This window comes from Rhodococcoides fascians A44A, from assembly GCF_000760735.1.
GTDB lineage: Bacteria > Actinomycetota > Actinomycetes > Mycobacteriales > Mycobacteriaceae > Rhodococcoides > Rhodococcoides fascians_E.
In genome coordinates this window covers 202482-228844 of the sequence record NZ_JMEX01000008.1, presented here as the reverse complement: position 1 = coordinate 228844, position 26363 = coordinate 202482, and the positions used below count along the sequence as shown (strand labels likewise).

Annotated in this window: 22 protein-coding genes; 11 read left to right on the top strand and 11 right to left on the bottom strand. The window is 65.3% G+C overall.

The features are described from left to right. Positions 1-181 precede the first annotated feature (181 nt). Positions 182-1378, top strand: coding sequence for a metallophosphoesterase family protein (locus tag BH95_RS13255; protein WP_037158461.1), 1197 nt, complete (start codon positions 182-184; stop codon positions 1376-1378). Next, positions 1375-4377 (top strand): AAA family ATPase, encoded by a 3003-nt coding sequence (locus BH95_RS13250; RefSeq protein WP_037182675.1) that lies wholly within the window; start codon positions 1375-1377, stop codon positions 4375-4377. The genes BH95_RS13255 and BH95_RS13250 overlap by 4 nt, the downstream gene beginning before the upstream one ends. On the opposite strand, the gene BH95_RS13245 is transcribed toward BH95_RS13250, so the two are convergent. The 6 genes from BH95_RS13245 to BH95_RS13220 form a co-directional block, all read right to left on the bottom strand. Beyond that, positions 4356-5576, bottom strand: a complete 1221-nt coding sequence (locus BH95_RS13245; RefSeq protein WP_019665456.1) for an AI-2E family transporter — start codon at positions 5574-5576, stop codon at positions 4356-4358. The two genes, BH95_RS13250 and BH95_RS13245, sit on opposite strands and share 22 nt — an antisense overlap. A 193-nt stretch (positions 5577-5769) precedes the next feature. Next, positions 5770-6282, bottom strand: coding sequence for a methylated-DNA--[protein]-cysteine S-methyltransferase (locus BH95_RS13240; RefSeq protein WP_037158456.1), 513 nt, complete (start codon positions 6280-6282; stop codon positions 5770-5772). Continuing rightward, the gene (locus tag BH95_RS13235) at positions 6279-7724 is read right to left on the bottom strand and encodes a DNA-3-methyladenine glycosylase 2 family protein (RefSeq protein ID WP_037185132.1); all 1446 of its coding nucleotides are present in this window, start codon (positions 7722-7724) and stop codon (positions 6279-6281) included. Before BH95_RS13235 ends, BH95_RS13240 begins: the two co-directional genes overlap by 4 nt. A gap of 74 nt (positions 7725-7798) precedes the next feature. Beyond that, positions 7799-7969 carry a YbdD/YjiX family protein gene (locus BH95_RS13230; protein ID WP_371828032.1) on the bottom strand — a complete coding sequence of 57 codons (171 nt, stop codon included), beginning with the start codon at positions 7967-7969 and terminating at the stop codon, positions 7799-7801. Between the two features lies 1 nt (position 7970). Then, positions 7971-10256, bottom strand: a complete 2286-nt coding sequence (locus BH95_RS13225; protein ID WP_026347850.1) for a carbon starvation CstA family protein — start codon at positions 10254-10256, stop codon at positions 7971-7973. Positions 10257-10393: 137 nt separating this feature from the next. Continuing rightward, complete coding sequence (locus BH95_RS13220; RefSeq protein ID WP_020112630.1) at positions 10394-11569, bottom strand: ROK family protein; 1176 nt, start codon at positions 11567-11569, stop codon at positions 10394-10396. 148 nt (positions 11570-11717) lie between these two features. On the opposite strand from BH95_RS13220, the gene edd reads away from it, so the two are divergent. From edd to BH95_RS13200, 4 genes are all read left to right on the top strand, one after another. Then, on the top strand, positions 11718-13541 hold the full coding sequence (gene edd, locus BH95_RS13215) for a phosphogluconate dehydratase (protein ID WP_020112629.1): 1824 nt from the start codon (positions 11718-11720) through the stop codon (positions 13539-13541). 46 nt (positions 13542-13587) lie between these two features. Further along, on the top strand, positions 13588-14205 hold the full coding sequence (eda, locus tag BH95_RS13210; RefSeq protein WP_019665449.1) for a bifunctional 4-hydroxy-2-oxoglutarate aldolase/2-dehydro-3-deoxy-phosphogluconate aldolase: 618 nt from the start codon (positions 13588-13590) through the stop codon (positions 14203-14205). A 91-nt stretch (positions 14206-14296) separates the two neighbouring features. Further along, positions 14297-15376, top strand: a complete 1080-nt coding sequence (gene ychF / locus BH95_RS13205; RefSeq protein ID WP_019665448.1) for a redox-regulated ATPase YchF — start codon at positions 14297-14299, stop codon at positions 15374-15376. 77 nt (positions 15377-15453) lie between these two features. After that, on the top strand, positions 15454-17013 hold the full coding sequence (locus BH95_RS13200) for a carboxylesterase/lipase family protein (protein WP_037182672.1): 1560 nt from the start codon (positions 15454-15456) through the stop codon (positions 17011-17013). 4 nt (positions 17014-17017) lie between these two features. On the opposite strand, the gene BH95_RS13195 is transcribed toward BH95_RS13200, so the two are convergent. The 3 genes from BH95_RS13195 to BH95_RS13185 are packed head-to-tail and all read right to left on the bottom strand — an operon-like array spanning position 17018 to position 20154. Continuing rightward, complete coding sequence (locus BH95_RS13195) at positions 17018-18022, bottom strand: polysaccharide pyruvyl transferase family protein (protein WP_037182670.1); 1005 nt, start codon at positions 18020-18022, stop codon at positions 17018-17020. A 7-nt stretch (positions 18023-18029) separates the two neighbouring features. Next, positions 18030-18950, bottom strand: coding sequence for a glycosyltransferase (locus tag BH95_RS13190; RefSeq protein ID WP_037158434.1), 921 nt, complete (start codon positions 18948-18950; stop codon positions 18030-18032). Positions 18951-18990: 40 nt separating this feature from the next. Continuing rightward, positions 18991-20154: a winged helix DNA-binding domain-containing protein gene (locus tag BH95_RS13185; protein WP_037182667.1), complete on the bottom strand. Its 1164-nt coding sequence runs from the start codon at positions 20152-20154 to the stop codon at positions 18991-18993. Between the two features lie 100 nt (positions 20155-20254). Here BH95_RS13185 and BH95_RS13180 point away from each other — a divergent pair, with 100 nt between their 5' ends. Then, complete coding sequence (locus BH95_RS13180; RefSeq protein ID WP_230620848.1) at positions 20255-20614, top strand: helix-turn-helix transcriptional regulator; 360 nt, start codon at positions 20255-20257, stop codon at positions 20612-20614. Positions 20615-20645: 31 nt separating this feature from the next. Here BH95_RS13180 and BH95_RS13175 read toward each other — a convergent pair whose 3' ends face one another. Then, on the bottom strand, positions 20646-21605 hold the full coding sequence (locus BH95_RS13175) for an SDR family NAD(P)-dependent oxidoreductase (protein WP_020112623.1): 960 nt from the start codon (positions 21603-21605) through the stop codon (positions 20646-20648). 35 nt (positions 21606-21640) lie between these two features. Between BH95_RS13175 and BH95_RS13170 the strand changes: the two genes are divergently transcribed. The 4 genes from BH95_RS13170 to BH95_RS13155 all read left to right on the top strand — a co-directional run bounded on the left by BH95_RS13170 (position 21641) and on the right by BH95_RS13155 (position 25491). After that, positions 21641-23542 carry an alpha-amylase family protein gene (locus tag BH95_RS13170; protein ID WP_037141174.1) on the top strand — a complete coding sequence of 634 codons (1902 nt, stop codon included), beginning with the start codon at positions 21641-21643 and terminating at the stop codon, positions 23540-23542. Positions 23543-23625: 83 nt separating this feature from the next. Next, positions 23626-24612 carry an alpha/beta hydrolase gene (locus tag BH95_RS13165; RefSeq protein ID WP_019665440.1) on the top strand — a complete coding sequence of 329 codons (987 nt, stop codon included), beginning with the start codon at positions 23626-23628 and terminating at the stop codon, positions 24610-24612. Positions 24613-24638: 26 nt separating this feature from the next. After that, on the top strand, positions 24639-25004 hold the full coding sequence (locus tag BH95_RS13160; protein ID WP_019665439.1) for a VOC family protein: 366 nt from the start codon (positions 24639-24641) through the stop codon (positions 25002-25004). A gap of 13 nt (positions 25005-25017) precedes the next feature. Further along, complete coding sequence (locus BH95_RS13155) at positions 25018-25491, top strand: SRPBCC family protein (protein ID WP_026347847.1); 474 nt, start codon at positions 25018-25020, stop codon at positions 25489-25491. Here BH95_RS13155 and BH95_RS13150 read toward each other — a convergent pair. Then, positions 25473-26351, bottom strand: coding sequence for a PE-PPE domain-containing protein (locus BH95_RS13150; protein WP_020112619.1), 879 nt, complete (start codon positions 26349-26351; stop codon positions 25473-25475). The two genes, BH95_RS13155 and BH95_RS13150, sit on opposite strands and share 19 nt — an antisense overlap. Between the last annotated feature and the right edge of the window lie 12 nt (positions 26352-26363).

Below are 26363 nucleotides of genomic sequence, written 5' to 3'. Positions count from 1 at the left end.
CCCGCCGTTCCGCAGGCTCCACCCCCGCCCCCCGGGTCGTTCCGCAGGCTCCACTCCCGCCCCCCGGGTTGTTCCGCAGGCTCCACTCCCGCCCCCCGGGTCGTTCCGCAGGCTCCACTCCCGCCGACAGGCCGCGCCACGTCACGGAGTTTGTCGGTAGGTGAAGTTAGCGTCTTGTTCCATGAGGATCCTGCACACGTCGGACTGGCACATAGGCCGCACGTTTCACGGCACCGATCTGCTTGCCGACCAGGCTGCTGCGTTGAGCGCCATTGCAGATCTGGTTGCCGAGCGCGCGGTGGACGTCGTCGTCGTACCGGGCGACATCTACGACAGGGCGGTGCCCAGCGCCGACGCTGTGCTCGTGTGCAACCGCGGGCTCGAGGCCATCCGTGCCGCGGGAGCGGTCATCGTCGCGACGTCGGGCAACCACGATTCGCCTGCACGCCTGGGCGCTGGGTCCGCGTTCGCCGCTGCAGGCGGGTTGCATCTGATGACCCGCGTGTCCGAGGTGGGCACACCGGTGCTGCTCGAGGACCGGTTCGGCCCCGTCGCGTTCTACGGCATCCCGTATCTCGAGCCGGAGACCACCCGCGGCGAGCTCGACATCCCGGGCGCACGTAGCCACGCCGAGGTGCTCGAGGCCGCGATGAGTCGAGTGACAGCGGACCTGGAGCAGAGGCGCAGCAGCGGTGATGCGGTGCGGTCGGTCGTACTGGCGCACGCGTTCGTCGTCGGCGGGGAAGCAACCGGTTCGGAACGGTCGATCTCCGTCGGCGGGGTGGAGACGGCGCCGGCGTCGGCGTTCGACGGTGTGGACTACGTGGCCCTGGGGCACCTGCATTCTCCGCAGACTCTGACGGACAGGGTCCGCTACTCCGGGTCGCCGCTGCCGTATTCGTTCGGCGAGCGCAGCCACCGCAAGGCCGTCTGGATTCTCGATCTCGACGCTCAGGGTCTCGCCGACGTCGAACGCGTGGACCTTCCCATCGTTCGCGGACTGAGCCAGGTCCAGGGGACGGTCGAGGAACTGCTCACCGACGATCGCTTCACCGAGGCCGAGGATCATTACGTCTCTGCCGTGCTGACCGACGCCGTACGGCCGGTCGACGCGATGCGTTCCTTGCAGACGAGGTTTCCCCATGCAATTCACCTCGAATGGAAGCGTCCCGCAGACGATTCCACTGTTCGCTACCGTGACCGCGTGCGCGGCCGGACCGACAGCGAGATCATGGCCTCGTTCGTGACGGACATGCGCAGCGCGCCCAGTGCGTCGGAGATCCGCTTGCTCGAACGCGCCCTGGCCAGCGTTCAGCGAGACGAGGTCACAGCCGACGAGGCGACCGGCCAGTACGAGCTGTTCGGGAAGTCCGCGTGAGGCTGCATTCTCTGGAGATCACTGCATTCGGGCCGTTCGCCGGTACGGAGAAAGTGGATTTCGACGCTCTCGGAGCAGACGGGCTTTTTCTGCTGCACGGTCGTACCGGCGCCGGCAAGACCACTGTGCTCGACGCCGTTGCGTTCGCCCTGTACGGGACGGTGCCCGGTGCCAGGAAAGAAGGCAAGCGTCTGCTGTCCGATCACGCGGAGATCGGCGCCGTCCCCACGGTCACATTGGAAGCGACGTTGGGCGGCAGGCGGATTCGCATCGTTCGCAGCCCGGAGTTCCACCGCCCGAAGAAGCGCGGAACGGGCACCACGAAGCAGAACGCCAAGGCGTCGATGACGTGGCTGGACGGCAAGAGTCAGAACTTGACGCGGCTGGACGAGATCGGCGACGCCGTCGGCGCGGCTCTTGGTATGAGTGCGGATCAGTTCTTCCAAGTGGTGTTGCTTCCCCAGGGTGAGTTCGCCCGGTTCCTCCGGGCGGACAGCGACGAGCGCGGCAACTTGCTCGAGCGATTGTTCGACACGGCACGGTTCGGCGACATCGAGGAATGGTTCGCTGAGCAACGTCGTACCAGCGCCGCGGCTCTCGAATCGAGCCGGATTGCAACGGACAAACTACTGGGGCAGATTTCCACGGCATCGGGCGTGGCGGAGGAGCTGGATCGACCGCCGGTGGAGTGGGCGGGGGACGTTCTCGAATCGGCGCGGCACGCATCGGTGGACGCTGCGCGCACGCTGGCCCTCGCCCGTGAGGTGTCCGAGTCGGCAACCAAAGAACTGGCGGCACTGGACGCAACTCGGCAACTGCAGACACGCAGAGAGCTGGCCCGGCAGCAGCTGGCGGAATTCCACGCCGCCGCGTCCGCGAGGGACGCACTCGCCAAGGAACTGGAGCAATCCGCAGCGGCAGGCCCCATCGCAGCTCTTGCCGCGGACTGCGCGCGTATCACCTCGGCGAGCGAGGCCGCGACGCGGGAATTCGACTCCGTCCGAACGCTGTTCGAGCGCACCGAAGGATCGACCGTCGTGCTCGACGCCCTGGCGGTGGATCGGTCGCCCGACGCCTCGGACACGCCCGAGGCCCGGGCCGTCGTCGCGGCAGCAGTACGGCAGTGGACGACGGAGGTCGCGGCCTTCGAAGAGCTTCGTGTGCTGACGCGCAAGGCCGACGCAGCGGACAGATCGGCTCGGTCTCTTCTGGCCGAGCACGCAGCCGTCGAGAAGAAGTCGAGCGCTCACCGCGCCGATCGCAACGTCCTGCCCGAGCAGATCGCTCAGGCCGAATCGTCGTTGCGCGCGGCCGTGCATGCGGCTGCCGAAGTGCCTGCGCTCGAGGCAGAGTGGTCTCGTATCACGAGCGCCGTGGAAGCAGCGATCGAACTCGCGAAGACTCGGAAGCGGCTCGTTGCTGCGGAGAAGGCGCATCACGTAGCGGTCGCGTCGTTCAACGATGCGCGCGCTCACACCCTGGACCTGCGCGAGCAACGGCTGTCCGGAATGGCCGCCGAGTTGGCGTCGAGCCTGGTCGACGGTGCGCCGTGCGGAGTGTGTGGGTCACTGTCGCATCCCGCGCCGACCCGCGCCGAGGAGTCGACCGTCACCAAGGACGACGAGGCGGACGCCGCAGCCAGCGAGCGTCGGGCGGGAACCATCGCCGAGAAGAAGGCGGCGGAGGTCACTGCGCTGCTGCGGACCCGAGACGTGCTGGTTCAGCAATCGGGAGACCGCGACAGCGCAGAGTTGGTCGCTTCCCTGGACAAGGTCTCCGTAGCGCTCCGATCCGCACGGACGGCCGCGGAGCAACGAGAGAGCCTGGACGCACGGCTGACGCACCTGCGCGGCGAGGATCAAAGACTCGCCGCAGTGATAGCCGACGAGCAGGCCGCGGCAGCAGGATTGAGTGCGCGGGCCGCGCAGATGGCCGACGACGTGGCGCAGATGAGAGCCACGATTGCCGCAGCCGTCGACGGGACGGAGGGAATCGACGCCGAGGTGAAGCGGCTGGAAAAGCTCATCTCACTGTCGTCCGTCGTCGTCGAGCGGCGAGAGGAGGCTTCGCGCGCGCTCCTCGACATGGAGGACGTGACTCGAAGGCTGGATGCGCTGATCGCGGAGTCGGGCTTCTCGACTGCTCGCGAGGCTGCGGCCGCCGTGGTGTCTCCGTCGCGGGCGCAGTCCATCGAAAAGCAGCTCGCGCAAGCCAACGACATCCGCGCCCACGCCGAGCAAGTGCTCGCCGAACCCGCGATCGCGGCCGTCGCGGACCTCGACCCCGTCGACACCGCGGCGGCGCGGGTCGCCGTCGAGGACGCGCAAGTACGCTTGCATGCTGCCGTTGCCGAGCACGCCGAGTGCAAGCGGCGGGCCGAACAGTTGGAGGAGTTGACGGCCGGCTTGTGGGCGGCCATCGACCGTGCTGCGCCCATGCAGACCAAGCACGACGAACTTGCGGCACTCGCCGACGTAGTGGCCGGCCGCGGTCAGAACTCGCGGAAGATGTCCCTCCGGTCGTACGTGTTGGCGTCGCGGTTGGAGGAGGTCGCGGAATCCGCGTCGGCGAGACTGCGTCGAATGTCTTCGGGCCGATACGATTTCGTTCACTCCGACGAGGCAGAATCGCGGGGTCGACGTGGTGGACTCGGTCTCGACATCCGCGACGACTACACCGGTGCCGTGCGCTCGGCGAAGACTCTGTCCGGGGGTGAATCGTTCCTGGCATCGCTGGCATTGGCACTCGGCCTTGCCGACGTCGTCGCAGCGGAGAGCGGCGGTGTCGTCCTGGACACCATGTTCATCGACGAGGGCTTCGGCACGCTGGACGCCGACACCCTGGAATCGGTGATGGGAGTTCTGGACGAACTACGTGCAGGCGGCCGGGTGGTGGGCATTGTCAGCCACGTCGACGAGATGCGTCAACGCATCCCGACGCGCCTGCACGTCATTCGTGAGCGAGAGGGATCGAGGCTTCAGCTCTTCGCGGCGTCCTGATCCTTCTGTTTCTTCTCCTTGGAATCCTTGTTGACACCGTCCTCGTCGGTGACGAGATCCTCCGTGTCCGGAGCCTGTTCCTCGAGCTCCACTCGGTCTGATTCGTTGGAGTGCCTGTCGATCTGTTCCGACACGTAGCGGATCAGCACAGCTGCCACGGCTGCTGCGGGGACAGCCAGGAACGCGCCGATGATGCCGAAGACGGAACCACCGCCGGTGACCGCCAACAGAACGATCGCGGGATGCAGGTTCATGCTGCGGCTCTGCAGAATCGGTTGCAGCACATTACCTTCCAGTTGCTGCACCGCGATGATGATGACGAGCACGATGAGTGCCGTAGTCGGCCCGTTCGCGACGAGCGCGACCAACACGGCCAACGCACCTGCGACGAACGCACCGACGATCGGGATGAAGCCACCCAGGAACGTCAACGTCGCCAGCACCAGGGCCAGCGGCACGCCCAGAATGACCAAGCCGAGGCCGATGAAGAAGGCGTCGATCAGACTCACGATGGCCTGAGTGCGGATGAAGCCGCCGAGCGTCGCCCACATACGCGCGAGGACCTCGGCGAGGTGGCGACCAGCGCGGCCGCCGGCGATTCCGTGCAGCCACGGAATGAACCGGACGCCGTCCTTGACGAAGAAGAACGACAGAACGAGCACCAACGCGAGCGTGACGAGAATCGAACCCGCAGCGGAGACGCCGGTGAACACGCCCGAGGCGATCGCGGTGCCACTGTCCTGCAGTCGCGAGGTGATCGCCGACACGGCGTTGTCGATCTGCTCGTCCTGCAAGTTGACCGGCGGGCCCTTGAGCCAATCCTGAACCTGCGCGACGCCGTCGGTCGCCTTGTCCGCGAGTTCGGGTGCCGAGTCCACCACCGACGGCACGATCAACGTGATGATGCCGCCGATGACGAGGAAGAACACGACGAGTGCGGCAGTCGCGGACAACGCCGGAGGCAGCCCGACGCGCATCATCCATTTGGTCGGTGGCCACAGGACCGTCGCGACGATGATCGCGAGCAGAGCCGGCAGGATCACCACCCACAACGCCGAGATGAGCCAGCCGAGAACCCAGGCACCCGCCGAGACGGACACCAGGATCAGCGACCATTTCGCCAACCAGATTCCGCCGACACCGATGAGGTCGCCGCGATCACGCCCCGGTTTCACTTCGGGCGCTGTCTTGTCCGTCACGCTGCACGTTCCTTCCGTCGCCCCGCCGCTCGGTGCATCGTTCGATCCACTCGAGTGACCTTAACGTTTCATGACTCCACTCCCGCTCCCCTGGTCATTCCGCAGGCTCCACTCCTGCCTCCACCCGTCATTCCGCAGGCTCCACTCCTGCCTCCACCGGTCATTCCGCAGGCTTTACTCCTGCCTCCACCGGTCATTCCGCAGGCTCCACTCCTGCTTCGTGTGTCAGGAGCCATTCCTTCGCCGGCAGACCCCATCTGAATCCGCCGAGCGCGCCGCCGATTCGGAACACTCGGTGGCACGGCACGAACAGTGCGGCAGCATTGCGCGCGCAGGCGGACGCAGCCCCTCGAATGGCCGCCGGGCGCCCGGCCATTTCCGCGAATTGCGAGTACGTCACCGGCGACCCGGCAGGCACTGTCCGCAGAACCTTCCAGGCGTGGACCAGAAATTCTCCCGACTGTTGCGATACCGGTACGTCGTCGATGGCGTGCACGTCGCCGCGGTGATAGGCGTCGACGGCTGCGGTCACGCTGCCGAGCGTCGAGGCCTGCCGAAGATCGGTAGGCCGGAGACTTGTGTGGATCAGCGGGACCAGATTGTCGATCGAGTCCGTCCATCCCGAGGCGAGCACCGACCCCGCGTCGTCGACGACGGTCGTGAACGGGCCGATCGGGGTGTCGGTGGTGGCGAACGATGCAGTCATGCTGCTCTCCTTGTCAGGGCGATGTTCCACAGGTGCATGGAGACGTAGGACCGCCACGGCGCCCAGCGGTCCGAGTCCTTCAGCGAAAGTCCGAGTGCCTCGGCGCCCTGGCGGACGACGAGATCGGTGTCGAGCAATACATCCGGGTCGGCGAGAGTGCGCATGACGACGTACCGCGCCGTCCACGGGCCGATCCCTTTGAGCGCGAGCAAGTCCCGTTCCAGCTCCTCGGCCGGCCGGGCCGGATGAAGGACGATCTTGCCCGACGCCACCGCGTCGGCGACGCCGATGATCGAACTGACCCGTGCACGCGGGCCGGTGAGTACCTCGTGTCCGCGTTCGGCGATGACGGCCGCGCTGGGAAACAACCGCGTGACGGTGCCGCCGAGTGGATCCTCGATGTGGTCGCCGAGCGCGTCGACCAGGCGCGCAGTGTGGGTGGCGGCGGCGCGTAGTGAGATCTGCTGCCCGATCATGGTGCGCAGCAACAGTTCCTCACCGTCGATGCTGCCGGGCGCTCGCATCCCGCGGTGTGCGGCGATGTTCGACGCCAACGCCTGGTCCTCGGACAGCGCGGAGTCGACGGCTTCGGGGTCGGCGTCCAGATCGAGCAGGTGACGGATCCGGGCGACGGCGGGGGCGAGGTCTCGCATGTCCATCAGGCTCAGCGTTGCCTCGACGTACCCGTCGACGAAGCGCATCCCGACGACGGCGTGACCGTGGGGGAGACGCAGTGACCGCCGGTAGAGGCCGTTCTCGAACGATTCGATGCCGGGTACCGCGTGGCCTTCGAGGAACCACTCGAGCCACCCGGTGTCCATCGGCTGACGATAGGGGAGTCTCACCGACACGGTTCCGTTGGACGAGATGGTCTTTCGGCGATTCGCTTCGTCGCGCAACGTCGTGGGGTTGACGGCGAATACTTCCCGAACGGTGTCGTTGAACTGCCTGATGCTAGAGAACCCCGATGCGAATGCGATGTCGCTCATCGACATGTCGGTCGTCTGGATCAGGGTGCGGGCCGTGTGGGCGCGGTGGGCCCTGGCCAGCGCGAGCGGGCCCGCGCCGATCTCTGTGGTCAGCACCCGCGTCAACTGCCGGGTCGAGTACCCGAGGGTATCGGCGAGAGCGTCGACGCCACCGCGCTCCACCGCGCCGTCGGAAATCAAGCGCATGGCGCGCGACGTCAGATCCGAGTGGATGTTCCATCGCGGTGAGCCCGGAGTGGCGTCGGGCTGACAGCGTCGACACGCACGGTATCCCTCGTGCTGCGCGGCGGCAGCGGTCGGAACGAACGTGACGTTATGTGCCTTGGGGGTGGTCGCCGGGCACGACGGGCGACAGTAGATGCCCGTCGTGCGCACGGCAGTGAAGAACTGCCCGTCGAAACGGGTGTCTCGTGCCGAGACGGCGCGGTAACACCGGTCGAAGTCCAATTCCATGGACTCCACTGTGTCACCGCGCCCCCTGTAGTCGCTAGCGGGAATCGGACACGCATGTACGACGCCAGTTCACCTCAACAGCAGCGGGCGCCGGGGTTCGTGTCGGCGTCGGCGTAGCGGTCCCGCCAGAACTGACGTTCGGACGGAACCGGTTCGCCGGGGTGGACCCGCTGCATGTGGGCGACGTAGCGCTCGTAGTCCTTGTCGCCCATCACCGAAGTGATCCACCACAGAAGCCCGCGCATGTCAGTGATGCCCTGCGTGCGCCGCACCCGGTGCGCGGACGGTGCCGTCGGCGATGAGCTTGTCCCATTCGCCCTGGATTTCCTTCTCTGCCGCGGTCGGGACGAAGCCTGCGGGTCCGAAGATCTTCGACGGAACCTCGGGTTCTTCGTTGTCCGGGAGTCCGCCTGCTCGAACAGCCTTGATGCAGACCAGAATGCCGGCTGCGGCGACGATGATGACCAGCACGGCGAAGATGATCGACAACGTTCCCTGGATGAACGTGTTCCTGATGACGGCGTCGATTGCTTCGGCGGACTTGGCGCTGCCGAATTCGGTGAGGCCCTGGTTCTTGGCGTCGACGAACTGGGAGTGCTGCGCCCAGTATCCGATGGCGGGCACCGACGAGAAGATCTTCTGGTACGACGCGGTCATCGTCACGATGAGGTCCCAGGCAAGGGGGACACCGGGAATCCAGGCCCACTTGAACAGGCCGCGCTTCATCACGATGGTCAGGACCACCGTCAAGGCGATCGCGGCGAGCAACTGATTTGCGATGCCGAAGAGCGGGAACAGCGTGTTGATGCCGCCGAGCGGGTCGGTGACGCCCATGAGAAGGATTGCGCCCCACGCTGCGACGACGATGAACGAGCACACCCATGCGCCGGGTCGCCACGACGGGTCCTTGAACTTCTTGGCCGACGAGCCGGGCAGGTTGCCGATGCTGTCGGAGAGCATGAAGCGTGCAACGCGCGTGCCTGCGTCGACCGTCGTGAGAATGAACAGTGCCTCGAACATGATCGCGAAGTGGTACCAGAACGACTTGAGGCTTTCGCCGCCGAAGACCTGATGCAGCACCTCGGACATACCGAATGCGAGCGTCGGTGCACCACCGGTGCGGGAAATGATCGATTCTTCGCCGACGTCGGATGCCGCCTGGCTCAATTCCGCTGCGGTGATGTCCCCGCCGCTCAAGCCGAGCCCGTTGACGTAGTCCGCCGCGGTTTCCGGGGTTCCGCCGGTGAGCGTCGCCGGAGCGTTGAGCGCGAAGTAGATGTGCTGATCGAGAACACAGGCGGTGACGAGCGCCATGATCGCGACGAAGGATTCGGTGAGCATGCCGCCGTAGCCGATCATCCGCATCTGCTTTTCCTTCTCCAGCAGCTTCGGAGTGGTGCCGGAGCAGATGAGGGCGTGGAACCCGGACAGGGCGCCGCAGGCGATGGTGATGAACAGGAACGGGAACAGCGAGCCGGAGAACGCAGGACCGTTGCCCTCGGTGGCGAACGACGTCATCGCGGGCATCTGGATCTCGGGCCGTGCGATGAGGATGCCGACGGCCAGCAGTGCAATGGTGCCGACCTTCATGAACGTGGACAGGTAGTCACGCGGAGCGAGAAGCAGCCACACCGGCAGGATCGAGGCGGCGAGGCCGTATCCGATCAGGCACCAGGCGACGGTGACCTTCGAGAGAGTGAACCAATCGGTGCCCCATTCGGTTTCGGCGACCCAGCCGCCGGCGACGATGGCGAACAGCAGCAGCACGACGCCGATCAACGACACCTCGGACACCTTGCCGGGACGCAGGTAGCGCAGGTAGACGCCCATGAACAACGCGATGGGGATGGTCAGTGCGATGGAGAAGACGCCCCACGGGCTCTCCGCGAGAGCGTTGACGACCACCAGCGCGAGCACGGCGATGATGATGATCATGATGACGAAGACGCCGATGAGTGCCGCGGTGCCGCCGACCACTCCCAGCTCGTCGCGGGCCATCTGGCCGAGGCTGCGGCCCCGGCGTCGCGTCGAGATCCACAGGACGAGGAAATCCTGCACGGCACCGGCGAACACGACGCCGATGATGATCCACATCGTGCCCGGAAGGTAGCCCATCTGAGCGGCCAGAACAGGGCCGACGAGGGGGCCTGCACCGGCGATCGCGGCGAAGTGGTGACCGAAGAGCACCCGCCGATCCGTCGGCATGTAATCCTTGCCGTTCTCGAGGATCTCGGCAGGCGTGGCTCGGTCGTCGCGAGGGAAGACGATCTTACGCTCGATCAACCGTGCGTAGAACCGGAACGCGATGATGTAGGTGCAGACCGCTGCGATCACGAACCACACCGCATTGGGGTTCTCGCCTCGGACGATCGCGACGACCGTCCAGGCCACACCACCGAGCAATCCGATGAGGACGAACAGGACGCGTTTGGCGGGAGTCATCGGAGATTTGTCGACTACTCCGACCGGGGGCAGATCCGCATCGGTCTTCAACAACTCGATGTTCGGATCGTCTGCCGCTTTCAAAGCCATGGGGACCGCTTTCAGCATTCGCGAATGTGACAGCGATCACCCTAGACGCTCCTGGTGGCAGCCCGGCCACATTCCGGTGTAGCTGCGGTCAATGGTTCCGATCCTGCGCCGAACGGGAGAAGCGCCGTGGGCGGACGTCAGCCGCCCAGTGCGTCGTCGACCGCTCGCGCGCTCAGTACCTGGTCCAATACCATTGCCGCGCTACCTATGACGCCGGAGTAGTCGCCGTGTGTTGTCGCTTGAATGGTCAAAGCCTTGGTGGCCAGCGCCGTCGCATTTCCGTAGACGGTCTCACGTAACCCGGCGACGAAGATGTCGTAGGCCTTGGCCATGTCTCCGCCGACGATGAGGACCTCGGGGTTGAGTAGGTTCACGGCGCCTGCCAGCGTCTCGCCGATGTGGCGGCCGCTGTCGCGAATGAGCCGACGCGCCTCGGGGTCGCCGCTCACCGCCAGGTCGACGACGCCTCGAATGTGGCCGACGCTTCTGCCTTGTTCCTGCAATGCGCGTACCAGTGCCCAGCCGCCTGCGATGGCTTCCAGGCAGCCGCTGTCTCCGCAGCGACATGCGACTCCGGCCGCGGCGGAGGTTTTGGTGTGGCCGAATTCTCCTGCTGCGCCGAGTGATCCGCGCTGCAGTTCGCCGCCGGCGACAATCCCCGCGCCGAGACCCGTCGACGCCTTGACCAGCAGCGCATTCGTGAATCGATGCCGGTTGTCGCGGCGTTCGGCCAGCACCATCGCGTTGGCGTCGTTGTCGAGGAAGACCGGCGCGTCGGTCGTGTCGGCGAAGAACGGTGCGAGCGGGACTCCGTCCCAGCCGTGCATGATCGGGGAGTCGAGACTGCACCCACGGGCGGTGTCCGCGGTGCCGGGGATGGACAGGCCGACTCCGAGAATGCGGTGATCGCTGCGTGCAGCGTCGTCGACGAGCGCTTCCAGTCGCTTGGTGATCTGCGGCATCAACTCGTCCGGTCCGATGCCGATCTCCTGGTCGACGGTGTCGCCGAGGAGGAATTCGCCACCGAGGGTGAACACGCCCAGTTGTGAACGACTTCGGCCGATGGCTGCAGCGAGCACGATTCCCGCGTCGACGTCGAACGACAACCGGGCAGGTGGCCTGCCCCCGGTCGAGAGAGTGTCCTCGGTTTCGACGATCAATCCGAGTGTGGTGAGCGCAGTGACGCGTGCGGCGACGGCCGATCGCGACAGGCCGGTCGTCTTTCCGAGGTCCGCTCGGGTGTCGGCATCACCGTCACGGATCAGCGCGAACATCTCACCTGCTGTCGCAGGTGGAGCACTTGCACGTGACATTCGCATATACGTCATTCAACCAATCCGCAACCGTTGCGGCAACAACGCAAGATCGCAGACTTAGGGTTTTGAAAAACGTAAGTTGGGTTGTCGTGACGCGTAAGTGCCTCTAGTCTGAATCGTGAAAGACCGAACAGGGAGACACCTCATGGACACCATCCACCCGGTCCTGCGTCAGGTCACCGACCGCATCGCAGCCCGCAGCCAGTCCGCCCGGGCCACCTACCTCGATCGCATCGCCGCAGCAGGAAGTCGAGGCCCCGCTCGCGGGCGGCTTGCCTGCGCCAACATCGCCCACGGTTTCGCCGCGTCGGGAAAAGCCGACAAGCAAGCCCTGCGCGGCATGGTGAAGCCGAACATCGCCATCGTGTCCGCGTACAACGACATGCTCTCGGCGCACAAGCCGTTCGAGACCTACCCGGCTGCACTCAAGGCCGCTGTCATCGAAGCAGGCGGAATCGCGCAGTTCGCCGGGGGAGTGCCCGCGATGTGCGACGGCATCACCCAGGGCCGCGACGGGATGCAACTCTCGCTCTTCAGTCGTGACATCATCGCGATGTCCACCGCAATTGCGCTGTCGCACGACATGTTCGACGCCACCCTCATGCTGGGCGTGTGCGACAAGATCGTGCCAGGAATGCTCATGGGCGCCTTGAGCTTCGGCCACCTGCCCGCCGTGTTCGTCCCCGCGGGCCCGATGACCTCCGGACTTCCCAACGGCGAGAAGGCGAAAGCTCGCCAGCTCTACGCCGAAGGCAAGGTGGGACGAGAAGCGTTGCTGGACGCGGAGGCGGCGTCGTACCACGGCAGTGGCACGTGCACGTTCTTCGGAACTGCGAACTCCAACCAGTTGCTGATGGAGGTCATGGGTCTGCACCTACCCGGCTCGTCCTTCGTCAATCCCGGAACCCCGTTGCGTGACGCCCTGACTCGCGAAGCCGCCCATGTCGTCACCGGTCTGACCGATCTCGGTGAGAACTACACACCAGTCGGCGAAATCGTCGACGAGAAGGCGATCGTCAACGGCTGTGTTGCACTCCTGGCCACCGGCGGCTCGACCAACCACACCATGCACCTCGTTGCGATCGCCCGCGCCGCCGGTATCACGCTGACCTGGCAAGACCTGTCGGATCTATCGGCTGTCGTGCCACTGATGGCACGGATCTACCCCAACGGCAAGGCGGACGTGAACCACTTCCACGCCGCAGGCGGCCTCGGTTTCGTGATCGGTTCGCTTCTCGATGCCGGTCTGATGCACGACGACGTGAAAACCATTGCTGGATTCGGTCTTCGGCGTTACACGCAGGAACCCAAGCTCGACGGCGAGGGTGTGATGTGGCAAGACGGTACGCGAATGAGCCACGACGACAGTGTGCTTCGCGGCGCCGACGAACCGTTCAGCGCCGACGGCGGCCTGAAGATGCTGACCGGCCCGATCGGAAAGAGCGTCATCAAGACCTCCGCGCTGGCGGCCGAGCACCGCGTGGTCACCGCGCCCGCGAAGGTGTTCGACGACCAGGCGGACTTCCTCGCAGCGTTCGACGCAGGAGATCTGGAAGGCGACTTCGTCGCAGTGCTGCGTTACCAGGGGCCGCAGGCCAACGGAATGCCTGAACTACACAAGCTGACGCCGGCCTTGGGAATCCTGCAGGATCGCGGCTACCGCGTCGCGCTCATCACCGACGGGCGCATGTCCGGAGCGTCCGGGAAAGTTCCTGCAGCAATTCATCTCACGCCCGAAGCAGCCAGTGGGGGTGCGATCGCGAAGATCGAGGACGGTGACATGATCACCCTCGACTCCGTCGCCGGAACGCTCGACATCGACGTGCCACTTGCGGACTTCGAGGTCAGAGTGGTCACCGGCCGAGCGCCGGCGCAGGACGAGTGGGTCTCCACCGGCCGAGACCTGTTCTCCGGCATGCGCGCTCTTGTCGGCCCCGCCGACGAAGGCGCCATGTTCGTGATGCGCTGACAGTTCCGCCGTTCAGAAGACCCGACGCACAGAAGAAGGACTACACATGACCGAATCCCTGCTGGACCGCGTACCCGTCATCCCCGTGGTGGTGGTCGAAAATCTCGACCACGCCGTGCCGATCGCCCGCGCCCTCGTCGCCGGCGGCCTGCCCGTCATCGAACTCACCCTGCGCACCCCGGTGGCCCTCGACGCGATCGAACGCATTGCCGCCGAGGTGCCCGAGATCCTTCTCGGTGCGGGCACGATCGTCACGCCCGGCCAGGCGAAGCAGGCATCCGACGCCGGCGCGCAGTTCCTCGTCTCACCCGGCAGCACACCAGGGTTGACACAGGCGATGCGCGACACCGGTCTGCCCCACCTACCCGGTGCCGCCACCGTGTCCGAGGTGCTCGCCCTGCTGGAAGCCGGCTACACCGACCTGAAGTTCTTCCCGGCCGAGGCGTCGGGCGGCGCGAACTTCCTGAAGTCGATCCACTCACCCGTTCCAGCGGCCCGCTTCTGCCCGACGGGCGGGATCTCCACGGCCAATGCGTCGACGTACCTGTCGCTGCCGAACGTCGGATGCGTCGGAGGGTCATGGATCACCCCGGCGCCCGTGCTTGCTGCCGAAGATTGGGACGCCGTGACCACCCTCGCCCAGGCGGCACGCGCCCTCACCTAGGGTGGCGATGATTCTCCCGTCGTCACGTCCTCCGACGAAGATCTTGGGCGACGCGGTGCTGGTCCCGACGTCAAAGTAGACTCCATAGACCGTGAGCCTCACCCTCGGAATCGTCGGACTGCCCAACGTCGGCAAGTCCACCCTCTTCAACGCATTGACCAAGAACGATGTGCTGGCCGCGAACTACCCGTTCGCGACCATCGAGCCCAACGTCGGTGTCGTGCCGTTGCCGGATCCGCGGCTGGGCAAGCTCGCTGAGGTCTTCGGCTCCGAGAAGGAGGTTCCGGCGCTCGTGTCGTTCGTCGACATCGCCGGCATCGTCAAGGGCGCGTCCGAAGGCGCTGGCCTAGGCAACAAGTTCCTCGCCAACATCCGTGAGGCCGACGCTATCTGCCAGGTGGTGCGCGTCTTCGCCGACGACGACGTGGTGCACGTCGACGGCCGCGTCGATCCCGCCGCCGACATCGAGGTCATCGAGACCGAGCTCGCGATCGCCGACCTCCAGACGCTCGAAAAGGCCATCCCGCGCGTCGAGAAGGAAGCGCGGATCAAGAAGGACCGCAAGCCTGCACTCGACGCCGCCATCGCTGCGCAGGCAGTACTGAACGACGGCAAGACTCTGTTCTCCGCGAAGGACAAGCTCGACTTCGAGCTCCTCAAGGAGTTCCAGCTGCTCACCACGAAGCCGTTCCTCTACGTCTTCAACGCCGATGAATCGATCCTCACCGACGACGCACGCGTCGGCGAGCTCGCACGATCCGTCGCACCCGCAGACGCGGTGTTCCTCGACGCCAAGATCGAATCCGAGCTCCTCGAACTCGACGCCGAATCGGCCGCCGAACTGCTCGAGAGCGTCGGCCAGACCGAACCGGGCCTCGATGCTCTCGCCCGCGCCGGCTTCCACACCCTCGGTCTGCAGACCTACCTCACGGCAGGACCGAAAGAAGCCCGCGCGTGGACGATCCACCAGGGCGACACCGCTCCCCAGGCTGCGGGAGTCATCCACACCGATTTCGAGCGTGGCTTCATCAAGGCCGAAATCGTCAGCTACGACGACCTCATCGAAGCCGGCTCCATGGCCTCGGCCAAGGCCGCAGGCAAAGTCCGTATGGAGGGCAAGGACTACATCATGGTCGACGGCGACGTCGTCGAATTCCGCTTCAACGTCTAGACAGCGCTTCACCCGCTTCGCATATCCTTTCGGAGAACGGAACGTACGGCGGTCGGTGATCACGGACGAGGCGATCGATGAAGAAGACCTTGGCGGCAGTGGCGTGTGTGCTGTTGGTAGTCGGATGCGCTACTGCGACGGACAACCAGCCCGAACCACGGGACCCTCTGTCCGTGGACACGACGACGGGCCTGCTGCGCGGTAGCGAAGTCGGTGGCACGCGGCAGTTTCTCGGAGTTCGATATGCGCAGCCACCGGTCGGTGATCTGCGGTGGGCGTTGCCGGAAGCTGCTCCGGACACCGAGGACACCGTCGACGCCACGTCGTTCGGCGCGCGGTGCCCGCAGGGGACAGGTCCGGATGTGCAGACCGACGAGGACTGCCTGTTTCTGAACGTGACGGTTCCTTCGGACGCGGGTGACGGCCGGCTTCCGGTCGTCGTGTGGTGGCACGGGGGCGGTTTCACCAGCGGAGCGGGCTCGGATTACGACGCCACGCGTTTCGCCGAACAGGGCAACGTGATCGTCGTGACGGTGAACTATCGGCTCGGCATGCTCGGCTATCTCGGACTCCCCGGCGTGGAGGGCTCCGGCAACTTCGGGCTCGCCGATCAGCTCCTTGCGCTGAAGTGGGCGAACGACAATGCCGAGGCGTTCGGTGGCGATCCCGACAACGTGATCGTGATGGGGGAGTCGGCCGGAGGAATGTCTGCCTGTGCAGCGCTGGGATCCCCTGCTGCGGAGGGGCTCGTCGACAAAGCGATCATTCAATCGGGGTCGTGCCTGATCGACTGGCCCGCCGGAACTCTCTACCCGGGGCTGCCCGAGTTGACGCCGTACGCTCCGCTTGCCGAAAGCGAAGCAACGGGCAGTGCAATCGCAGACGCTCTGGGCTGCACCGACGATCGGCTGCGTTGCCTGCGGGAGTTGCCCGTCGAGAAGGTTGTCGAGCAATCGTCGTCGTTCGGCAATGGTCTGGCCTACGGTACGGACCTGCTTCCGACCAATCCGGCAGACGCAGTTCGAGACGGACGCACGATGCCGATCCCAGTGATCATGGGTGGTAACGCGGACGAGCATCGATCGTTCGTCGGGGGCGCGTTGCTGGCAGATCCGACGTCCGTCACCGACGAGACCTACAGGTCGCTCATCGAGCAGGCATTCGGCACGCGTGCGGGCGAGGTGGAACAGCGTTACCCGAGAAACGGATTCGACAGTGCAGCACTGGCATGGTCCACCCTGGTCACCGATGCGGCCTGGTCGTGCCCGATGCTGAACACGTCCGCGTTGCTTTCTACGAACGCCGACGTGTGGTCCTACGAATTCGCCGACGAGACAGCCCCGGATGTGAGCGGTGTATCGGCCACGGGATTGGCTCAGGGCGCTGCACATGCGACCGATCTGCCGTACACGTTCGACCTGAACGGCAGTGACCTTCTCACCGGTCCCGGCCAGAAAGACCTGTCGGAGAAGATGATCGAGGCTTGGTCCGAGTTCGCACGATCCGGCGACCCGGGGGAGGGCTGGCCGAAGACAACGGACGCCAGCGGTCCGGTGTTGGAATTCGGCAACCCGGACACCGTTGTGGGCAACTACTACGACGCGCACCAATGTGGGTTCTGGAGCGATCGGGGTTAGCCCATCATCGGCTTCGCGTCACCGCGTCTTCGACCATTTCGACAGCCTCTGCCGCTGTCGACGCCAGTCGCACTGTGTCGAACCGATGTAGGTAGGCGCTGTAGATGCCGGAAACCTTCTTGTTCGCGTTGTCGAGTGCAACCACCCGTTTTCCCATCATCGCGGCCAGTACCGCGGCGTGGAGTCTGTCGGTCAAGACTACCGAGCCTTGGTTCAGAATGCGTTGAGCAACACGCAGATTGAGCTGCGCGGCGAAGGGGTAGGACCGGGCGAGAGCCGGATAGAGAATTCGGGTGGTCCGTGGCACGTTGTACGCAATTCTGGTGGGCAGCGTGATCGCGTTCCACAGCGCGCGATCCGGTCCGCGTAGACCCCAATCTGCTTGGACTGAAGACGCGCCGAGGTCGACGGCGCCGTGATCGATGCCCTCGGAATCGACGCGCAGCAGCTTCACGACATCCACCGCCGAGCCGCCTGGACTGCTGTCGATTTGCGCTCCGAATGCCATATCGGGGCAGTATTCGACCCGATTGTCGGGGAATGCGGCTATGGCGAGATCGTAGGATTTTCGTTCACGGAGCAAGAGCGTCAGATCGGAATGCTTCGAGTACAGGTCCGCCGTCCGCCTCAGTGCCGCGGGATCGGCGTAGTCGATTCCTTGTGGGAGGCAGACGATTTTATTGTGCGGGAACCGCTCCACGATACCCTCACGAAATCGTTGATGTCCGGGCCAGCGGTCTCCGAAACTTCCTCCCCCGCGCAGGAAGATCGTGCCCGCGCCCACTCGATCCCGCAGAAGCCCGTCGTGGTGGGTGTGCACGTCCGAGACATAATCGACCTGGACGTTCGATTCTTCGAGGTACCGGATCTCACCGGCGTAGATGAGAGAGTCGCCCGCGTTGTCGTAGCTGGGGAAATCGAGCAGCGCCACACGTTCACCCGGGGCGACGTGACTGCGCAAGACCGCCAATGTCTCGTCTCGAATGGATGCGAGTGCACGCTGGGTCATGAGGCGCTCACGATTCCTGCCATTGTCCCTCGATTTCGGTTCGAACACGCGGATTGAGCAGGCGCAGACGCATCACCATCGCGCCGTACTGAAGGCCGAGGTGCTGAGCCCAGATCTCGCGCGGAACTGCGCCGGATCGTCTGCGCAACCACGGATTTCGAGCGACCAACATGAACGCAAGGCTGGCCAGATGTGCCGGAACCTGTACGAACGGGGACAACTGCGGGCAGCCACGCGACCGATGCTTGACGGCAACCACGCAGGCTGCCCCACCGTATTTGCGTCCCTGTGCGAAACATCCACCGAGCGTAGTCCTCAGGCGGTACGCGACGACGGCTTCCGGTGCGTGCCCCAGCGTCAATCCGGCCTCTTGAATCCGCCACGAATAGTCGACGTCGTCGCCGCCGCTGGTCAATTCTTCGTCGTAGTAACCGACCTGGTGCACGACGTTGCGCCACATACCGAAGTTGTTGCCCTGAGCCCACGGAAGGTGGAAGGTGTCGAGGCGTTGTTCCGGAGTGGGGGCGCCTGGCCAGGACGCGACCTCGGGGGAATTCAGTGAATACAGCTCGATCGGGCCCCCTACTGCGTCGAAGTTCTCCGCTTCGCGGGTCAGGGCGGTCAGCCAACCGGGATGGACCGAATCGTCGTGGTCGACGATGGCAATGAACTCGCCTCGGGCGGCGTCCATGCCGACGTTTCGTGCATGCGACACACCCCGGATCCGGGACGCGTCGACGCAACGGACTGTGAGGGATGAAGACAGGCAGGCGACGTACTCACGCGTACCATCGGTCGAGCCGTTGTCGCTCACGATCACCTCGAACGCGCCCTTGTAATCCTGAGCCTCCAGGGCCCTGAGCTGCACGTCCAAGTGCGGCAAGCCGTTGTAGACCGGCACGATGACGGAAACGAGACTGATCGGCATGGTTTAAAACTGTACTGGGTGCACGTTCGCACCGAGTCGCTTACCTACCGCGCAGTCGTTTTTCCAACGGCGTCGGGAAGGACGGTACGACGGCGGTGCCGTCGAGGAGTGTTGTGATCCGCTCGGCTTCGGCGGTGACGTCGGCGGTGTTTGATCCGATGTCCTCGAACAGTTCGGTCGCGACTTCGCCTGCCGGAGTGACTGCCCATCCGCCGACGATTCGGCCGTCGAGCCAGATGGTCGGACCGATGTTGCCGAAGGTGTCGAACAGCGGTGGCTTGTAGTCACCGAGGTACCAGTCGCGGTGCTTCCAGCCCATCGGCGTCGGGTCGAGGGCGGGGAGCAGCACGACGCCGCGCGCGCAGCCGGACAGGTCTGTATCCGGCAGCATGATGCCTTCGCCTGCGGTCAGTTCGACGGCGACCGTGTCGATGGCTGCCACCGCCGCACGTGTCTGGGTCTTGTTCCATCCGGTCCACCATTGGATGTCGTCCATGGTGGCCGGACCGAACACTTCGAGCCACCTGCGCACGAGTTCTCGGCGACTGTCGGTCTCGTCGACGGCGGGGATGCCGCCTGGCCAGCAGTGATCGATCGGAGCCCACGCGTGCCGCCGTGACGTCCAGGCGCCGCGAGGTTCGACCCTCACCATTTTTCCTTCGGCTGCCATCATCACCAGGACTTCGGAGGTGACGTAGCGCCTGACGTCGTACGATTTGTCGGTCGTGGGCAGAAACGCGGTCTTGAGCAGTGGAACCGCGGCGGACAACTCGGCTCCCGTTGCTGTGCCGACGGCCTTCAGGCGTGTCTCGGTCTCCTGTTCGACCTGCGCGATCCATGCCGCGGGGTTCTCGACCACCGGATCGGTCGGTCCCTTCTCGACTTGGGTGAGCAGCCGTTTGCGCATCGTTCGTGCGACGCCGAGACTCGCTGCGGCATGGACGAGCGGTAGGTCGTCGTGTGCGAGAACGAACAGCGTGCGGCGCATCGCCATCGAGCGGACCAATGTCCGACGCTCGTACATCGCGGCGCGGACGTCGTCGATGCCCAGCGACCGGGCACGCGCGACAACGGACAGGTAGACCGTCGCCGGATCGGTGGCGTGCAGGGCCAACACGGACTCGACGACGGCCTCCGGCGTCGATGCCGCCGCGAACTGCCGTGACACCAACCGGGCGCGGCGTTGTGCATCGGTGATCTTCACCCGAACAGTGTGCCTCGCGGGGCCGACATGGCACGATCCGTGCGTGGACGAATCGCAGAACTTGAAGGATCTCGCGCGCCTGCGACGCGTGCGCGACCGGATGGATCGCGACTACGCTCAGCCGCTGGACGTCGAGGCGTTGGCGCGCGGTGTGCACGTGTCGGCCGGCTACCTGAGTCGGCAGTTCAAGCGTGCCTACGGCGAATCTCCTTACTCGTACTTGATGACTCGCCGGATCGAACGTGCAATGGCGCTGCTGCGACGAGGAGATCTCTCGGTCACCGACGTGTGCTTCGAAGTGGGGTGTTCCTCGCTCGGCACGTTCAGCACGCGCTTCACCGAGCTGGTGGGAATGTCGCCGAGCGTCTACAAGCGACGTGCGGCCGGAGACGCGGCAGGCATACCGTCGTGCGTCGTGAAACAGGTGACGAGGCCGATCAGAAGCGGCGCACGCCGATGACGTGTCGAGATGCTCGCCCGTACAGCTCCGTCTACAACTCGATTCCGGTTGCCTCCACCACCGTCGACCACAGGGCATCCCTGGCGTCGGGGGAGTCCTTGCGCCACGACGGGTAGTGGGTCGGCCGAATGGCTCGGTCGTGCCAGAACTTTCCGGTGCTGGTGAGCGCTTCGTCGCCGGCGGCGAGCCAGACGATGGTGTCCGCGCCTTCGTCGGGTGTGCGGAGGATGGGTTTCATGACCGTGCCGAACATCGGAATCGAATCGGTCACTCCCGGTGTCGCGGCCCAGCCGGGGTGCATGCTGTGCACCACCGGATCGTGTTCTTCGGTCATTCGCTGAGCCAGCTGCTCGGCGACGACCACCTGCATACGTTTGGTGCGGGCGTACGCCGTCATGCCGGAGTACTTTCCGGAGGCGAACTCGAAGTCGCGCGTGTGCAACGGCACCGGATACATGCCGCCGCTGGAGACGAAGACGACTCGGGATCCGGCGTCGAACAGTTCCCTGGCGCCGACGGTCAGGGCGACGGGGCCGAGGACGTGGGTCGCGAATGCGGCCTCGTGGTTCTGTGCTGTCGACGTGCGCTCCTCGGGCATGACGCCCGCACAGTGGACGATGGCATGCAGCCCGGTCAGCTCCGACGTCAGGTCCGTCACCAGCCGTGCGACGGAATCGAGATCGCTGACATCGCATTCTCGGACGACGATCGACGCTTCCGATGCAGCTGTCTTGATGATCCCGGCGGACTTCTCGAGTCTTTCGGCCGATCGCCCGACGAGGTGTACCCGGGCGCCGAGTTTCGCGAGGGACGTCGCTGTGGCGGCCCCGAGCCCGGAGCTGCCGCCGGTGACGACGACGTCGATCGGTTCGGGAAACGGTGCCGGGTCCGACGCCCAGAACCTGCTGCGCACCGTCGACCCGATGCGGGAGTAACCGGGTACGACGGTTCGATCGAGGACGGTGTCGAGGATGCGCGTCACGGAGACCATGCGTCCTTCGTACCCCACCGTGTCATCATGCAAGCATGGTTCTCTCCGAGGAGGCACGCGATCTGCTCGCGGATCTACCTGCGCACAGACGTCAGACGTTCGAGCTGCGTCTGCAGCAGTGGGGGCCGGATCTGCTCGACGCGGTGACCGCGCTGTATTCCGCACCGGACGACGTGGCGTCGGCTCTCGTCACCGTCGCGGCCCGGGGGTTCGCCGCGCGGTCCGACGAGTTGCACCGGCTCGACGAACGCAGGTTGTTGCAGCCGGACTGGTTCCAGCGGCCGAACATGTTCGGGTACGCCTGCTACGTCGACAGGTACGCGAAGACGTTGAAGGGCTTGGGGGACAGGCTCGATCATCTGACCGACCTGGGGGTCACGTATCTGCACATGATGCCGTTGCTGAAGCCTCGTCCCGGTGACAACGACGGCGGATATGCCGTCATGGACTTCTCCTCGGTGCGTGAGGATCTCGGTACCAACGAGGATCTGGCGCAATTGGCCGCCACGTTGCGTAGCCGCGGAATCAGCCCCGTCGTCGACCTGGTTCTCAATCACGTTGCTCGCGAACATGACTGGGCGGTCGCCGCGCGCGCAGGTGACGCGAAGTATCGTGACTACTTCCTGATCTATCCCGATCGCGACACTCCCGACAGGTTCGAGCGCACCCTGCCCGAGGTGTTCCCGGACTTCGCGCCCGGTAGCTTCACCGAGGTCGACGGCGAATGGGTGTGGACGACGTTCAACGAGTGGCAGTGGGACCTGAACTGGGCGAATCCCGCCGTGCTGCTCGAATTCGCCGAAGTAGTGGTGCATCTGGCGAACCTGGGAATCGAGGTGCTGCGCCTCGACGCCATCGCATTTCTGTGGAAGAGGCTCGGGACCAACTGTCAGAACCAGCCGGAGGTGCACGCCGTCACGCAGGCGCTGCGGGCGACCTGCCGGTTGACCGCTCCTGCGACGTTGTTCAAGGCCGAGGCCATCGTCGGGCCCCGCGACCTCATGCCCTATCTGGGCGAGGGGCGCCATGCGGGACGCGTGTCGGACATCGCCTATCACAACAGCCTGATGGTGCACGTGTGGTCGATGTTGGCGTCCGGCTCCACCGATCTGGCCCGGCACGCGCTCGCTGGGTTGCCGCCGACACCGCCCGGCGGTACCTGGGTGACCTATGTCCGCTGTCACGACGACATCGGCTGGGCCATCGATGATTCCGACGCCTCCGCCCGGGGTGTCACCGGCGTCGGGCATCGGCAGTTCCTCGCGGACTGGTACTCCGGCGAGTTCGACGGATCGTGGGCGGAAGGGCTTGTCTTCCAACACAACAGGGAGACCGGTGATCGGCGGATCAGCGGCACGGCCGCGGCCCTCACCGGTCTCGGCCCGTCGAGGAAGGATCCCGCGGGCGGGTTCGCGCGCATTTTCCTCGCGCACGCCGTCGTCGCCGCATGGGGAGGCATTCCTGTCGTGTGGAGCGGCGACGAGATCGGGTCACCGGGCGACCCCGAGTGGGCGTCGGAGGACGGACACTCCGCCGACAACCGCTGGGTTCACCGGCCGCGGATGACCGACGCCGACCGAGCCCGCCGCCACGAACAGGGCTCCGACGCCCAACGCGTTTTCGACGGTGTAGCTCACATCGCACGTGTCCGAGCCGGCCTGCCGATGCTTCATTCCGAGGCTCCGACGCGGGTCCTCACCGACGCGGACATCGACGACGGCCTCCTCGTCGTACAGCGTCGACACCCGAGCGGGACTCTCGTCGGTGTCTTCAACGTGACTGCCGATCATCGACCACTCGCCCGTGCCCGGTTGGCGGACCTGGGGTCGGTCGATGTCCGCGAAGTGCTGTCCGGCCACGATCTGGCAGAGCACGGACTGCACGATCCCGGCGGAACGCTGTGGGTCCCGCCGTACGCCGCGTGGTGGATCGTCTGAGAATCGGCGAAGAGGCGCAGGCGTTATATCCCTGTTACCCTGCCTCCCGAAGGTCGTCGGATTCGGACGTTAGGGACTCGTTGATGTTTTCTCGTGCTCGTAGCTCGGTCGGCGTGCTCCGGGGGCTGCGCTCCCGCCTGCTGTTGGGTCTCGTCACCGTGCTGGTCGCTGCATTCGGCGCCACCTTCGTGGGGACGGGTGTTGCGCAGGCCGATTCCGCTCTGGTCTACGTCCACTCGGATGCAATGAACAAGGACATCCCCGTCAAGGTCCTGAAGGCTGCAGGTGAGGGTCCTGCTCCGACGATCTACCTGCTCGACGGCCTGCGCGCGCCGGACGACAACAACGGCTGGCTCATCGAGACCGACGTGGAGCAGTTCTTCGCCGACAAGCACGTCAACGTGGTCATCCCGTTCGGTGGCGGCGGAACGTTCTACACCGACTGGGAGCGCCCCGACCCCAAGCTGGGCGTCGTGAAATGGGAGACCTTCCTGACGCAGGAGCTGCCGCCGGTCATGTCCGCGCAGTTCGGCAGTGACGGCGTCAACAATGCAGTCGCCGGTCTGTCCATGAGCGGCACCTCCGCGCTGAACCTGGCCGCAAACCACCCCGACTTCTACAAGGCCGTTGCATCGTTCAGCGGCTACCCGACGGCCAGCAGCCCCGGCTACGCGCAGGGTATCCAGGTGTCGGTCGGCGAGATGGGCGGCAACGCGCGCAACATGTGGGGCGCATGGCCGTCGGCGTCGTGGCTCGCCAACGATCCGCTGCTCAACGTCGGCAAGCTCCGCAACACCAAGGTGTTCGTCTCGGCCGGTACCGGTTCGCCGTTGACCGACCCGACCGTCAACCCGGTCAGCGCCAGCTTCGACCCGGTCAAGTTCGCACAGATGGTTCCACTCGAGACTGCGTCGGGTCTGTCCAGTCGCGCCTACGTCGGAGCTCTCCGCGCAACCGGCAACAACCCGGAGGTGCGCATCACCGGAGTCGGAACGCACTGGTGGAACTTCTGGGAAGAGCACCTGAAGGACGCGTGGTTCACCACCTTCGCACCGTCCCTGGGACAGTAGGCATTCCCTCGTATTAGCGTGCACGCATGACTGCACCCAAGATCGAGGTCGACTACACCGTTCTGGACTGCCCGGACCCGGCTGCACTCGCCGGGTTCTACGCGAAGGTTCTCGGATGGAAGCCCACGAGTGACGACGGCGACTGGGTCGTGATTCAGGGACCGGGGGAACTTCGCCTCGCGTTCCAACGAGCCCCCGAGTTCACACCGATCGACTGGCCGTCCGACGGCATCAAGATCCACCTGGATTTCGTCGTCGACGACATGAAGGAAGCCGAGGACTACGTTCTCGAAATCGGCGCGACGAAGATCGAGGGCAACGAGAACCACCCCGGCTTCGCCGTGTTCCGGGATCCTGTCGGCCATCTGTTCTGCCTGTGCCGCAGAGGGTGACTACTATTCGCGCATGAGTTCCTTCCTGGTACAACGCACTACGGTGATCAACGCGTCGCCGGACAAGATCCACCCGTTGATCAACGACTTCCGTGAGTGGCGTACCTGGTCACCGTGGGAAGGCGCCGATCCTGATCTGTCACGGACCTACACGGGTCCGAGCAGTGGCGTCGGCGCCTCCTACGCCTGGTCCGGCAACCGCAAGGCAGGAGCGGGATCGATGACGATCACGGATTCGAAGCCGGGGCAGATCGTCGTCCTCGACCTGGTGTTCACCAAACCCTTCAAGGCGAAGAACGTCACCACGTTCACCATCGACCCGGGCGCGAACGGATCCGAGATCACCTGGTCCATGACCGGCGAGAACAACCTCTTCTTCACTCTTCTCGGGAAGATCTTCCCGATGGACAAGGTCGTGGGGAAGGACTTCGACAAGGGTCTGGCTCAGCTCAAAGCACGGGCGGAAGGTCAGGCGACCAGTTCGTGACTGCGGGGTGACCGATGATCGGCGTGCACCTGCAGCCACTGCGCGAGTAGCTGGCAGCCGGTGAGGCCGCTTCCGTCGACATCTGCGGCGTCGAGCGGTTCGGTCGCGTACGCGATGTGGCGGTCGCCCGACGGATTGGCCACCGACCAACGACGCCACGCCAGGGTCTTCGGAAGGTACCCCGAAAGTTCCCGCAGGGCGACGCGTACGCGTCGGGCATCCTTTCTCCATTGCCGCGGCGAGAAGCTGGTCTTCGACGCGTTCTGAAAACCGTTGGTGCGGATGAGATGCCACACCTGTCGAAGCCACAACCGGGTCGTGCGGAACGACATCCACCTCGTGAGATCGGCGATGTCGCGGATGTAGCTGTCCTCGCTGGCGTTGCAGATCATGTCGTGTGGGTGCCCGATCCACATCGTCTCGACCTCGGCCGGTACGTTCGGGCCGACGCCCGCGACTCCGCGACCGGTACAACCGTCGACGGCACCCGCGGGTTGCTGAGGATCGGAGATCAGCCCCGCTGCCGTCACCGTGGGCAGGTGGATCGCCCCGGAAGCCATCTGTCCCAGAACTTCGCGGATGACCGAGCAGCCCTGCGAGTAGCCGATCAGTGCGACCGGGCCTGGGGTCGCTTCGACGGCAGCGATGAGTCGGCGGACTCCCAGTGCGGTGCTGTGCCGATAGCTCAGCCCACCGACCGCGACGGGACCGTACGACGCCGGGTATCCCACCCATCGGCAGGCGAACCGATCGTCCAGCGCGCCGGTGACGTGGCCGAGCAGTCCCGTGACGAAAGTACGGTGGTCGTCCGGTCGGGACTCTCCGGTTCCACCTACGGCGAGAACGGTCAGCTGGGTCATGTCCTCGACTAT